Annotated in this window: 9 protein-coding genes; 2 read left to right on the top strand and 7 right to left on the bottom strand. The window is 68.4% G+C overall.

What is annotated here, in order from left to right; translation table 11 throughout:
* The first annotated feature begins 49 nt into the window (after positions 1-49).
* Positions 50-2,023 carry a S9 family peptidase gene (locus tag FGL98_RS20390; RefSeq protein WP_146319930.1) on the top strand — a complete coding sequence of 658 codons (1,974 nt, stop codon included), beginning with the start codon at positions 50-52 and terminating at the stop codon, positions 2,021-2,023.
* Between the two features lie 586 nt (positions 2,024-2,609).
* Here FGL98_RS20390 and FGL98_RS20385 read toward each other — a convergent pair.
* The gene (locus FGL98_RS20385) at positions 2,610-5,447 is read right to left on the bottom strand and encodes an AfsR/SARP family transcriptional regulator (protein WP_146319928.1); all 2,838 of its coding nucleotides are present in this window, start codon (positions 5,445-5,447) and stop codon (positions 2,610-2,612) included.
* Between the two features lie 152 nt (positions 5,448-5,599).
* Here FGL98_RS20385 and FGL98_RS20380 point away from each other — a divergent pair, with 152 nt between their 5' ends.
* Positions 5,600-6,553, top strand: a complete 954-nt coding sequence (locus tag FGL98_RS20380) for a LysR family transcriptional regulator (protein WP_146319926.1) — start codon at positions 5,600-5,602, stop codon at positions 6,551-6,553.
* A gap of 7 nt (positions 6,554-6,560) precedes the next feature.
* Here FGL98_RS20380 and FGL98_RS20375 read toward each other — a convergent pair whose 3' ends face one another.
* Genes FGL98_RS20375 through FGL98_RS20350 form a run of 6 tightly spaced genes read right to left on the bottom strand, consistent with a single transcriptional unit; the run spans position 6,561 to position 13,387 of the window.
* Positions 6,561-7,790 (bottom strand): vWA domain-containing protein, encoded by a 1,230-nt coding sequence (locus FGL98_RS20375; protein WP_222432298.1) that lies wholly within the window; start codon positions 7,788-7,790, stop codon positions 6,561-6,563.
* On the bottom strand, positions 7,766-8,641 hold the full coding sequence (locus FGL98_RS20370) for an AAA family ATPase (RefSeq protein ID WP_146319924.1): 876 nt from the start codon (positions 8,639-8,641) through the stop codon (positions 7,766-7,768). Before FGL98_RS20370 ends, FGL98_RS20375 begins: the two co-directional genes overlap by 25 nt.
* A 3-nt stretch (positions 8,642-8,644) precedes the next feature.
* The gene (locus FGL98_RS20365; protein ID WP_222432297.1) at positions 8,645-9,544 is read right to left on the bottom strand and encodes an XdhC family protein; all 900 of its coding nucleotides are present in this window, start codon (positions 9,542-9,544) and stop codon (positions 8,645-8,647) included.
* A gap of 15 nt (positions 9,545-9,559) precedes the next feature.
* Positions 9,560-11,956 (bottom strand): aerobic carbon-monoxide dehydrogenase large subunit, encoded by a 2,397-nt coding sequence (locus tag FGL98_RS20360; RefSeq protein WP_146319922.1) that lies wholly within the window; start codon positions 11,954-11,956, stop codon positions 9,560-9,562.
* Entirely contained in the window at positions 11,953-12,492 is a 540-nt protein-coding gene (locus FGL98_RS20355; protein ID WP_146319920.1) for a (2Fe-2S)-binding protein, read from the bottom strand. The genes FGL98_RS20360 and FGL98_RS20355 overlap by 4 nt, the downstream gene beginning before the upstream one ends.
* 1 nt (position 12,493) lies before the next feature.
* Positions 12,494-13,387 (bottom strand): FAD binding domain-containing protein, encoded by an 894-nt coding sequence (locus FGL98_RS20350; protein ID WP_146319918.1) that lies wholly within the window; start codon positions 13,385-13,387, stop codon positions 12,494-12,496.
* Positions 13,388-13,519 lie beyond the last annotated feature (132 nt).

The raw sequence follows: 13,519 nt of genomic DNA, 5'->3' as shown, positions 1-13,519 counted from the left end.
CGGCCTAAGCACATCTCGCGCGTGCACATATCTGACAGGAGCGCTGAACATGTCGAACGACCTACGAGAAACGCCCGAGTATGCCGCGATTGCCGAACACTTCCGGCGGCTGCACGAACCAGCGTTCGGCCGACCGCACGCACTGCGCGAGCCGCACGTCACCGCTGACGGCTCCCGGGTGGTCGTGACCGGGTCCGTGTACGACGAGCTAATCGGTCTGCCTCGCACCGCGATCTTCACCGCAGCCGATGGTGAGCTTCGCCCGGTATCGGCCGGCGCTGGTTCGGCGCGCTGGGCGCGATACGCCCCCGACGGCGCACGCTTGGCGTTCCTGTCCGACCGGGGCAAGGCTGGCGTGTTTCAACTATTCCTGCTCGGCGATGATCGGTTCGGGGAGGCGGTCGAGGCGCCTGCCGTGCCGGGCACCGTGGAATACGCGTACTGGTCCCCAGACAGCGCGCAGATTTTGCTGGGCGTCGCAGGGCTGGGAGCCGACCTGTCCGGCGGGCAAGGATCAGGCACCAATGCGCGTCTCGACGACGAGCTGCCCGCCTGGCACCCGCTGGTCGAGACCGGCGCCGAAGAGAGCGCGTGGCGCAGCCTGTGGTTGTACACGATCGCGACGGGCACCGTATCGAGGCTTTCCCCGGACGGGCTGAACTGTTGGGAGGCGGGCTGGTGCGGTCCCAGCCAGGTCGTCGCAGTGACCTCGAACCGCCCGAGCGAGGACGACTGGTACACCGCTGCGCTCACACTCATCGACGTCTCAAATGGCCAGAGCACAGAGCTGCTGCGCAGCGAGGTGCAACTCGCGCTGCCCACCGGTTCGCCGGACGGCACCCACGTGTCAATCGTGCAGGCGGTCTGCAGCGACCGCTGGGTTGTCGCGGGAGACCTCCTCCTCATCGACCTTGCCTCAGGCACGCACACGACAATTGACACCGCTCACACTGACGTCACCCGATTGGAGTGGATCGGCAACACCCGGCTGGGGTATTTCGGCCAGCGTCACCTGGACTCGGTCGCGGGCATCCTCGACGTCGCCACCGGCCAGGTAAGCGAGCTGTTCTGCACCGAGATGGCGTGCGGAGGCCCGTGGTATCCGGATGGGGCCTTCACCGCCGACGGCCGGGTCGCCACCGTCCAGGAGGCGTACCACCTGCCGCCGCAGATCGTGTTGGCCGGTGGAGAGAAGGACGAGGTGCTCGCCTCTGTCGCCCACACCGGCACGGACTACCTGCTCTCGATCGCAGGCACAGCCCAGGCGGTGTCCTGGCCGGCCCCCGACGGCTTGGAGATCGAGGGTGTGCTGTGCACCCCCCCAGGCGACGGGCCGTTTCCGCTGATAGTCAATGTGCACGGCGGCCCGATTTGGGCTTTCCGCAACACCTGGTCGATGAACTACCAGTGGGTGCCGCTGCTGGTCTCGCGCGGCTACGCAGTATTGAGCCCGAACCCGCGGGGCAGCGGCGGGCGAGGTCAGGCGTTTGCGCGACACGTTGTCGGAGACATGGGTGGCGCGGATACTCACGACTACCTGTCCGGCGTTGACACCTTGATCGACCGCGGCGTCGTCGACGGTTCCCGGGTCGGGCTGATCGGCGGTAGCTACGGCGGATTCATGTCCTCCTGGCTCGTGACTCAGGATCAGCGCTTCGCCGCAGCCGTACCGGTCTCGCCCGTAACCGACTGGTACAGCCAGTCGTTCACCAGCAATATCGCAGGCTGGGGCAACACCTTCCTCGGCGCGGACCCCGAAGAACCTGGCAGCTCAGCGCACACCCGCAGCCCCGTGCTACAGGCCAGCAAGGTCCGCACACCATGCCTCAATGTCGCGGGCGCCAACGACCGCTGCACCCCACCTGGTCAAGCACGCGAGTTCCACCAAGCACTACTCGCTCAGGGGGTGGACTCGAGACTGGTCATTTACCCTCAGGAGGGGCACGGCGTGCGAGCCTATCCGGCGATGACCGACTTCTTGACCCGAACGGTCAGCTGGTTCGAGACACATATGCCCGCCTGAGCCAAACTCGCCTTGTGGAGCCTGCTGCTTTTGAGGGGCAGGCCCCACGACATCGACAGTCACCCGACACATAGCGGCTGCCGCTCGCCCGCACTTCATGCGTTGTCATACTCGCCATTATCGGCCAATTTTTTTTGGGGAGTTGGGGGAGCAGCGTGTCGACAGTCGGAGCATCTTCGAGTGCCGACGCGGTGGTGAGCCGGTAAGGCGTGCTGCACGTGGTCGTCTCAGGCCGCGAGAGCCCTGCGCAGGCCATCGATAGCGCGCTGGCGGCACCGAACATCGCCAAAGACGTAGATTCGGTTGGCCGACTGACTGCCGACACGTCGCCTCCGAGTGACACGTTTGTGACACGTTTGAACGGATCCAGTTGCGTTGTGCTGAACCCCAACGAGCCGGCTCCAAGCCTGTGACCTGCGGAAACGCGCCGGTGTGGTCCGTTACGGGCCCTCGTGCGACGGGGTCGCGCAAAGAATAGGTCATCGGTTCGATTCCGATAGGCGGCTCCACGGCGCACGCGGGCTCTTCCACCTGGAAGGGCCCGCGTTTCGTTGTATCCAGGGGAGGGCTGCCCGGCACACCGATGTCATACCCACGCCAGGTCGCTTGCCGCCAGCCGCTCGCCACTGGTCCAGGCCTCGTCGAACTCCTTGCGGGAGAGCCGACCGCGGATGGTTTCGATCAGCGCCTCGGTCCCAGGGAGCTGCCAGCTGCGCCCCAGGCGCGAGTACTGCAGGTAGGCCGCGCCATAGCAGCGAACGGCGTCGCGCGGGTAGGCGGAGATGATGAACAGGCTGCCGCGGGCCTCGAGGGTGGCTGCCGCGTTGCGCTGGCCGATGTCCTGTTGGCAGCGGATGGCCTCTGCAGTCCACCGCAGACCGGCCGGGCCGTCCTGGGCGAAGAGCGCGGACATGTACAGCGTGTGCAGACACATGATGGCAGCCGCCGTGTTGCCCACCTTGCGGCTCTCCAGCAGCACGGACTGCGCTATCTCACCGGCGTGCGCGGGGTCGACCATCAATCCCATCGCGCACCTGACCCCCCTGGCGAGCACCCGGAGGTGGTCATCGTCGAGCCGCTCCCCGTACTCGGCGACGCCATCGGCGGCGGACTCCGCCGAGGCGAGGTCACCGCCGACCCAGCAGGCCGCGGCGACGGCCAGGAGTAGCTCCGCGGCAAACACCTGTAGGCCGGCCGGTGCCTCGAGCAGTTGCTTGATGGCTTGGCTCAGCGCATCCGGGCCGGCGCTGTCCTGCTCGTTGACTGCGAGGAACGATCCGTGTGCGGCGGTGACGGCCGCGACGGCGAACTCGCTGTTCGCAGCCCCGACTGTGGAGGCGACCGTGGAGATGAGGCGCACGGTCTCGGGGCTCAGGTTCCCGTCCAGCCACCAGTAGGGCACGAGTCGGCACAGCGTAATGACGACCTCGTCGGTCGGGCCGACCGCGATGGCCGACTCGAGGGCGGCGGTGATGGTGCGCCGATTGTCTTGTAGTCGTTGGTCCCCTCGGCCGTGATCCGACTGACCCATTCGGGGGCCTGCTGCGACGGTGTCAATGACCCACTGCATGAGGGACGCGGCCGTGTCGTCGCCTTCGCCGGCGCGCGTCAGCTTGCTGGCTGCGTGCGCTCGGATCGGCACGAGCTGTCGAAACAGTGACGGGCCATCCGGCCGTTCGGGCTGGGTCGCCTCCAACAGGCAGTGGTCGGCCAGCCCGATGAGCGCGTTCGGCACCATGTCCACCGGCAGCAGCTCGTCCGTGCAGACTGCGACCGCTGCCTCCAGCGTGAACCTCGAGGGGAGGACGGACAGTCGGCGGTGCGCCGCCTGCTCCTGCTCGGTGAGCAGGCCGTGACTCCACTCGATGGAGTCTCGAAGCGTTGACTCGTCATGGCCCCGACTTCGCAGGATCGTCGAGTCGCCCAGTGACGTCGGGTCGTCGCGGATGGCTGCCACGATCTCGTGGAGCTGGAAGGTTCGGATGCGGGCCGCGGCCAGCTCGATGCCGAGCGGGAGCCCATCCGTCGCCTGACAGATCCTGGCGATCTGCGCGCCTTGGGGGCCGGCCAGGTCGAACGTCATCCCGTGGCTTGCAGCCCGATCGGTGAACAGCATGACTGCTGGACTTACGGCGAGGGCGGCCGCGTCGTTGCTTGATGGCAGCCCGAGTGGTCGGAGGGCGTAGGCGTACTCGTCCTCCACCTCCAGTCGCCGACGGCTGGTGGTCAGGATACGTACAGATTGTGCATTGCCCAGGGCCTCGACGAGAGCAGCGGCAGCCAGGTGCACCTGTTCGCAGTTGTCCAGGACCAGCAGGACAGTTCGCTCGGCCAAGAACCCCGCAACCGCCTGTGTGGATGGCTGGTGGCTGTCACCTTCGATGTGCAATGTCTCCTGGATCCGATCGGCGACATCGGGTGCCTCGGTGACATCGGAGAGGTCAACGAAGTAGACGCCGTCGGGGAAGTGCGGTTCCACCCGTTCTGCGACCGCGGTGGCCAGGCGCGTCTTGCCGCAGCCGACCGGCCCGATGATGGACACCAACCGGTGCTGCTGCAGCAGCACGCCCACGGTGTCGACATCCTGCGAGCGACCGACCAAGGACGTCCGATGCCGCGGGATCCGAAGGATCTCCCGGCGGGCCCGTCCCTGTGGTGCGCGCGCGAGAGTTGGGTCCTGCTGCCGGACCTGCTGCCTCAGTCGCTGCAGTCCCGCTCCCGGGGTCGTGCCGAGCTCGCGGTCCAGCAGCCCGGCAACCTCCGAATACGCCTCCACCGCGGCCGAAGCGCGACCGGCCTGGTAGAGACCGAGCATCCGGCACTCCCACAGCCGTTCGACGAAGGGGTGCTCGGCCAGCGCCGGGATCAGCTCGGCGAGCGCCTGCTCGGGCTGGCCGACCTCGAGCAGCACCTGGACGCGGCTCTGTTGGACGCTCAGATGCTGCTCGGTGAGCCGGGCGCGACTGGTCTGCAGCCAGCCGTCGTCCGCCACGTCGTCGTACGGGCGGCCACGCCACAACGCCAACGCCGCTGCCGTTGTGGCGAGCACGCCGCTCGTGTCGTTCGACTCGCGCAGCGCCTCGATCTTGCGAACGGCCGCTGAAAACGCCCAGGAGTCGACCGACTCACCCGGGACCGTCAGCCGATACCCCTGCTCCACAGTGCGCAGAACGGTCGACGTGGCCCGGGGCGAACGCTCCGGGTCGAGCACCCGGCGCAGCCGCCCCATCAGAGTGTCCAGTGCCGCCGATGCCCGTCGTGACTGGTCCTCGCCCCATATGGCGTCGATGAGCACGTCCGAACGGACCTTCTGGTCCAGGTCAACCACCAGGGCAGACAGGGCAGCGGCCATGTGCTTGTCGGCCAGCGGAAGGGGCACGCCATCGGACTCGACCCACAACGATCCCAGGTCATGGATCTGCATAGTGGTGAAAGTACTCGCAGTCCGATCCGTGCGCTGCGGCGGTGGTGCGGGTGAGGGCCCAGCACCGGACCGGAGCCGGTCCGGTAGCGGAGCCGATTCGGGGGTCTGTCTGAACCCGGGCGGAACCTGCCGGCGCCGCGTAACGTGACAATATGACCCCCGCCCAGCTGCGCGCGTTCTGCACGGTGGTGCGGCTCGGGTCGGTGAAGGCGGCCGCCGTCGAGCTGGGGGTCAGCGAGGCTGCGGTGTCGTTGCACATCGGCAAGCTGCGCAAGGAGTTCGGCGACCAGCTGGTCAGCAGGACCGGCTCCGGACTCGCCTTCACCCCGGGTGGGCTTCGACTGGCCGGCCGCGCCAGCGAGATCCTGGGCCTGCAGGACCGCACGGTATGGGAGATCAAGGCCGCCGGTCAGGGCCGTCGGCTGTTGCACATCGCGGCATCCGCCCTTTTCGCCGAGCACGCGGCCACCGGGCTGATGGACCTGTTCGCCAGCCGGGCCGACGACCTCGAACTCCAGCTCAGCGTGGAGCATCCGGGCCGATTCGCCTCACTGTTGGCGGATCGCAGTGTCGATGTCGCGGTCGGCCCCAAGCAGCGTGACCTGCCGGCGTCCATGCTCGCCAAGCCGTTCTTGAAGTACGAGGTCGTTGCCGTCGTGGCACCCGATCATCCGCTGGCGGGCCGGCCCGTCACGCCGGTTGCCCTGCGGGGCCAGGAGTGGTTCCTCGGTCCGTCCGCGGCCGGCTCCGAGGGCGTCATCTGCGACACGTTGAGAAGCATCGGTGTGCCCGAGGCCAACCAGCGCATCTTTCAGAGTGAGGCCGCCGCGCTGGAGGAGACCAAGCGCACCACGCACGGGGTGACCCTTGCGGTGCAGTTCGCGGTGGCCGGCGACCTCAGGGAGGGGCGCCTCGTCAAGCTCGACGGACCCGGCCTACGCGGCCAGGGGGTATGGACGGCGCAGACACTCTCCGACGCCTCGCCGACGGCGCAGGAGCTCATGCGGTTCATCTCGAGCCCGCGGGCGATCCAGGCCATGATGCGCGGGGCCGGCGCCAAGATCGGGCGTTTTCGCCCGTCCGTCCACGTCACCTTGTGGAGCTGAGGCGCTGTCAGTCCTGGCCGATCAATTCCAGGGCGTCGGCCAGCGCCCGCACGGTGTGCGCGGGCAGGAACTCGTCGCAGTAGGGCAGCGCGGCGCTCATCGAGGCGACGAGCGGTAGGAACCCGGCGGAACCTGCCCGCGGATTGAGCCAGATGACCCGGTGCGCCCGGCGGTGCAGCCTCGACATGGCCGACGCCAGGTCCGTCGCCGGATCGCTGTCCCAGCCGTCGGAGGCAACCACCACGATCGCGCCACGGATCGAGGTGCCGTGGCGGGAGGAGAGCACGGCCCGAATGTTGGTCGCGATGCGGGTGCCACCGAACCGGTCGACGACGTGCTCGGTCGCCTCCTCGATCGCCTCGGTGGCCGAGCGACGCTGCAGGGCAGGGGTCAGCCGAGTCAGTGACGTTGAGAAGGCGAAGGTTTCGGCGTTGCCGTTGTTGGCAAGGGCACGCATCAGGTGCAGGTAGGCGGTGGAGTACGGCTGCATGGACTGGCTGACGTCGCACAGCATGACAACGGGGCGCGGCCGGTTGGTCCTGCGAGTGCGGACGAGGTCGGCCGGGTCGCCGCCGGTCCGGCGGGCACGGGTCATGGTGCGTCGCAGGTCGATCACGGTGCCGTGGGAGCAGGGCTTCCGCCGACGGGTGCGCCGGGTCGGCCACCGGCGCAACGCCTGCTCCAGCCAGCGGTCCAGCAGCGCGAGGTCCGCCGGGTCGAGGTCACCGAACGGCGTGTCGACCAGCGATCGCAGCTCGCTGGGCAGCCGCTCGCGCAGCACGGCCGTGGAGTCCTCCGCGTCCGTCCTCGGGAACGTCGCGGGGAGGGTCTGCCACGGCAGCCCGGCCCCGTCGCTGCCGCCCGACGGCGTCGCGTGCACGCCGATGAGGGCGTCGTCACCAACAGGGGGCGTCTGCTCGAAGTGCCGCCGGGCGGGCGGGTCGAGCCCGATCGAGGCGCGCTCGAAGACGGCGGCAAAGACCTCATCGAAGGCCGGTAGCTCGCGCCGCCGTGACACCAGCGTCACCCGAGCGCTCCAGTAGAGCGCCTGGCGCGAGTCGTACGGATAGGTATGCATCGCACGGGATAACGCGATCAGGGCGTTCTGCGAAACGGGGACACCCGCATGGCGCAATCGCTCACCGAAGGCCGCAACGAATGCCGCCTGATCCACGTCGTCGAACATGAGTGCCGCTTCGGGATCCGGCATGGTCAGCCGCCGATGAGGGTGTCGCACGAGTCGAGGATCAGCTCGCAGTCATCCGGTGTCTTGGCGAGGGCGCTCAAGGTGGCTACGACCGCCCCGCGCGCCAGCTCCGAGACCCGGAGCGCGGCCAGCGCCGACAGCCAGTCGATGGTCTCCGCGAGACCGGGCGCCTTGTCGAGGTCGAGCTCGCGGACCCGGCCGACGAAGGTGGTGGCCGACTCGATCAGGGCACCGGACGCGGCCGGCACCCGCCGACGCAGGATGTCCGCTGCACGCGCGGAGTCGGGATAGCTGATCCAGTGGTAGAGGCAGCGTCGGCGAAGGGCGTCGTGCAGGTCGCGGCTGCGGTTCGACGTCAGCACGACGATCGGCGGGTGCTTCGCGGTGAACGTGCCCAGCTCGGGGACGGTGACCGAGCGCTCGCCCAGGAACTCCAGGAGCAGGGCCTCGAACTCGTCGTCGGCACGGTCGATCTCGTCGATGAGCAGCACCGGCGGCGTCGGCCCGTCATACCGCACGCACGCGAGGATGGGCCGCTCGGTCAGGAACTCTTCACGGAACAGGTCGGCGTCGCTGAGAGTCTGGTGCTGTGACTCGGTGAGCCGGATGCTGAGCAGCTGGCGCTGGTAGTTCCAGTCGTAGAGCGCCTCCTGGGCGGTGAGTCCCTCATAGCACTGCAGGCGGATCAGCGGGGCGCCGAGCACCGTGGCAAGGGCCTGCGCGGCAGCGGTCTTGCCCACACCCGGCTCACCCTCCAGGAGCAGCGGCAGCTGCAGCTCCAGGGCCAGGAACAGCGCGGTCGAGGTGCCCTCGTCGGCCAGGTAGTCGACGGCGTCGAAGAGGTCACGCACCTCGCCGGGATCCGCCGGCGGGTTTGTCACGAGTCAGGCTCCCGCGTCGGCGTGCTCGGCCAGATAGGTGTCGCGGCACCCCGTGGCGCAGAACCAGAAGTCGGTGCCGTCAACGACCGTATGCGGGGTGTCCGGCCCGACCACGACGGTCATGCCACACACCGGGTCGACCACCTGAATCGGCGCGACCATCGCGGCCGAGGGTTCGGCGGTCAGGCCGTCGCGGCGGATGCGCTGCACGAGGTCGGCCATGATCGACAGGGCGATCTCGGGTGGGGTGCGGGCCCCGATGTCGAAGCCGACCGGGGAGTGCACGCGCGCTCGGTTCTGCGGTGGCAGCGGCGCGAGGACGCCCGCCGCCCGGCGCCTGCTTGCCACCATCCCGATGAATGGGATGTCGGCCTGGATCGCGCTCTGGATGACGCCGAGCTCGTCGCCGCCGTGGCTGGCCACGATGACCGCAATGGTGCCGTCCGGCAGGCCGGCCGGCGTCGCCTCATGGGTCTGGGTCACGGCGAATCCGAGGGTGTGGGCGAGGTCGGCCACTGCATTGGCCGTCGGCGTGCCGCCGATAAGCGTCAGCATCGGCGACGGCAGCAGTGGCTCCAGGAAGATCTCCAGGGCCCCGCCGGACAGGCACGGGTTGACGACGATCCGCGCACCATCGGACGAGGGGAAGTCCGGTTCCCCCTCGGGGAGCACCCGCAGCAGCAGGCTCTCGCCGCTCTCGAGGAGGTCCAGCGCGGCCGTGCGAACCGAACCGCTTGCGCACTGACCGCCGACGAATCCCTCGATCGACCCGTCCGCCAGCACGATTGCCTGATCCCCGGCCTTGGCCGAGCTCGGGCCCTGGGCGCGCACGACGGTCGCGTGGACGAACGGCATACGCCCGTCGCTGAGCTCGGCCATGCGACCCGACAGGTTGACGCTCACGGGGTGCTCCTCGGTTCAGAACGACGGCGTCGGGTGACCCTGCATCGCGTCCCACACGCGCGACGGGGTCAGCGGCATGTCGGCGTGCCGGATGCCGAACGGCGCCAGTGCGTCGATGACGGCATTGACGACCGCGGGCGGTGACCCGACGGTGGCCGACTCACCGACACCCTTGGCGCCGATCGGGTGATGCGGTGACGGGGTGACGGTGCTGCCGTTGATCCAGTGGGGGACCTCAAGTGCGGTCGGGATCAGGTAGTCCATGAAGGATGCGCTCAGGCAGTTGCCGTCCTCGTCGAAGGCGATCATCTGCATCAGCGCCATGCCGACGCCCTCGGCGCAGCCGCCCTGCACCTGCCCCTCGATGATCATCGGGTTGATCTGGGTGCCGCAGTCGTCGACGGCGACGAACTTGCGCACCTTCACCACAGCCGTGCCTGGGTCCACGTCGACCACGCAGATGTAGCAGCCGAACGGGTAGGTGAGGTTCTCCGGGTTGTAGCAGATCTGCGCCTCCAGCCCCTCGGGCAGGTCACCGGCTCCGTGCGCGCGCATCGCGATGTCCTGGATGGTCACCGACTGGGTCGGGTCGCCCGTCACGTGGAACGAACCCTTCTCCCACTCCAGGTCCGCGATCGAGCACTCGAGCATGCCCGAGGCGATGATGCGGGCCTTGTCGCGGACCTTGCGGGCGACCAGGGCGGCCGCGGCACCCGAGACGGGTGTCGACCGGCTGCCATACGTCCCCAGGCCGAACGGAGTGTTGTCGGTGTCTCCGTGCACGACGTCGATGTCCTCGGGCGGGATGCCCAGCTCCTCGGCGACGATCTGTGCGAACGTCGTCTCGTGGCCCTGGCCCTGCGACTGCACGGACAGCCGCACGACCGCCTTGCCGGTCGGGTGCACCCGCAGCTCGCAGCCGTCGGCCATGCCCAGGCCCAGAATGTCCATGTCCTTGCGCGGCCCCGCGCCGACGGCCTCGGTGAAGAACGACATCCCGATGCCCATCAGCTCACCGTGCTCGCGGCGTTGCGCCTGCTCGCGTCGTAGCCCGGCGTAGTCGGCCAGCTCCATGGCCTTGTCGAGGGTCCGCTCGTACTCTCCCGAGTCGTAGACCCAACCGGTCTGGGTGGTGTAGGGGAACTGCTCGGGCCGGATGAAGTTCTTACGCCGCAGCTCCGCCGGGTCCATCTTCAGCTCGTAGGCCAGGCAGTCGACCAGTCGCTCCACCAGATACACCGCCTCGGTGATCCGGAACGAGCAGGCGTAGGCCACCCCACCGGGAGCCTTGTTGGTGTAGACGGCCGTCATCTTGCAGTAGGCGGCGTCGAGGTCGTAGCTGCCGGTGAAGACGCCGAAGAACCCGGCGGGGTACTTCACCGGTGCGGCCGTGCCGTTGAAGGCGCCGTGATCGGCCAGCACGTTGGTGCGAATGGCCTGGATCCGACCGTCCTTGGTGGCGGCGATCTCGCCGCGCATCACGTAGTCGCGAGCGAATCCGGTGCTGATGAGGTTCTCGGCGCGGTCCTCCATCCACTTGACCGGTTTGCCCGTGACGATCGAGGCGACCACGGAGCAGACATACCCCGGATAGATCGGGACCTTGTTGCCGAAGCCACCACCGATGTCGGGTGAGATCACCCGGATCTTGTGCTCGGGTATGCCCGCCACCAGCGCGTAGAGGGTGCGGTGTGCGTGTGGTGCCTGCGAGGTGCACCACAGAGTGAGCTTGCCGGCCACGCGCTCGAAGTCGGCGACGCAGCCGCAGGTCTCCATCGGTGCCGGATGCACACGCGGATACACCATGTCCTGAGTCACTTTCACCTGTGCTTCATCGAACACCTTGGCCGTGGCGGCCTCGTCGCCGGTCTCCCAGTCGAAGCAGTGGTTGTCCTTCTTGCCGTCGAGGTCGTCACGGATGACGGGGGCGTCCGGGGCGAGCGCGTTGCGGACGTCCGCCACAGCCGGCAGCACGTCGTACTCGACGTCGATCAGCTCCAGCGCGTCACGTGCCGAGTAGCGGTCCTCGGCCACGACGAACGCGACCTCCTGGCCTTGGAACCGCACCTTGTCGGTGACCAGCACGGCCTGCACGTCATTCGACAGAGTGGGCATCCATGCGAGGCCCTGCTTGGCGAGGTCGGCGCCGGTGACGACGGCCTTGACCTTCGGATGCGCCTCGGCGGCGCTGGTGTCGATGCTCAGAATCCGGGCGTGTGCCACGGGCGAGCGCAGGATCGCCAGGTGCAGCATCCCCGGGAGGACGACGTCATCGACATACTTGCCCTGGCCGCGCACGAAGCGTGGATCTTCCTTGCGCAGCATCCGGCCATAACCGACCGGGTGGCCGTCGTTGTCGGTGAACTCCCGGCGGCGGTGCGTTGCGTGCGGCGCCTCTGGTGCGATGGTCATGATGCGCCCCCTACGGGCTGCGGTGCGGGCTCGTCGGCCGCGGCGTCTTCGGCGGCGACGGTGTCCCCGGGTGCGCCGGCCGGGTGGTCGGCGGCCCATTGGACGGAGTGGACGATGCTGGTGTATCCCGTGCAGCGGCAGATCTGCCCCGAGATGGCTTCGCGGATGGTCGCCTCGCTCGGATCGGGATCACGGTCGAGCAGGGCGCGCGCCGTCATCAGCATCCCGGGCGTGCAGAAGCCGCACTGCAGCCCGTGGCACTCCATGAAGCCCTGCTGGACCGGGTCCAGGACACCGTCCTTCTCCAGGCTCTCGACAGTGCGGACCTCGTGACCTCCGGTCATCGCGGCGAGCACCGTGCAGGACTTCACCGGTTCGCCGTCCAGCCAGACCACGCAGGTGCCGCAGTTGCTGGTGTCGCATCCCCAGTGGGTGCCGGTCAGGCCGAGGTCGTCGCGCAGAAAGTGGACGAGCAGTGTCCGAGGCTCGATCTCGCGAATGACCGGTTCGCCGTTGACGGTCGTCGAAAGCCGCATGTCAGCGCTCCTTCTCGTGCACGGTGGATGGTTGGATTCGTTCCACAGCGCGTCGCAGGCTGCGACGGGTGAGCTCGCCCGCCAGATGCCGCTTGTAGGCGACGCTGCCGCGGCCGTCCGGCGACGGCGAGCAGTGCGCCGCCGCCAGGGCGCCGGCACGCTCATACAGGTCCTCGGTGGGCTCCTGGCCGCGTAGCAGCGCAGAGATCTGTGGCATGCCGGTCGTGTTCGGCCCGACAGCAGCGAGCCCGACCCGTGCGTCGGTCACGACTCCGTCCGCCATCCAGACCGCGGCCCCGGCGGAGGTGACGGCCCAGTCACCGGCCCGGCGTTCCACCTTGAAGTAGGCGCTGGAGCCGCCCGGGCGGACGGGAAAGCGGATCTCCGTGAGGATCTCGGCCTGCCCGACCGCGGTCTCATAAGGGCCGCGGTAGAAGTCGTCCATCGACACAACGCGTTCCCCGTCACGACCGCGGATGACACAACTTGCGTCCAACGTGGTGCACACGGCCGACAGGTCCTCCGACGGGTCGGCCTGGCACAGCGAACCGCCGATGGTGCCGCGGTTGCGCACGACCGGGTCGGCGATGACCTTCTCCGCGTCGCCGAAGATCGGGAACGCGGCCGCCAACTCGGCGGACTCGAGCAGCTCCCGGTGGCGTGTCATGGCTCCGATCCGCACCTCGTCGGCCCCGATCCTGATGTAGCCGAGCTCGTCGTGCAGGTCGTTGATGTCGACCAGATACTCGACATCGGTCAGCCGCAGCTTCATCATCGGGATCAGGCTGTGACCGCCGGCGACGAGACGGGCATCCTGCCCCAGCCGCTCCAGCAGGTCGACGGCATGGGCGACGTCCGTCGCGCGTTCGTACTCGATAGGGGCCGGTACCTGCATGATCACGCCTCGCATCGCTCGATGCCCTCAGCGTGCGCCGGGCTTAGGCAGGCGTCAACGCCTGCCTAAGCGACCACTTAACCTCTGGGCGAGAGATCCTAAAAGTGATATCTTATTAGTATCACTTTTAGG

The organism is Leekyejoonella antrihumi, assembly GCF_007845645.1.
Taxonomy (GTDB): Bacteria; Actinomycetota; Actinomycetes; order Actinomycetales; family Dermatophilaceae; genus Leekyejoonella; species Leekyejoonella antrihumi.
The sequence above is the reverse complement of the archived record's forward strand: the minus strand, read 5'-3'. Positions and strand labels throughout refer to the sequence as shown.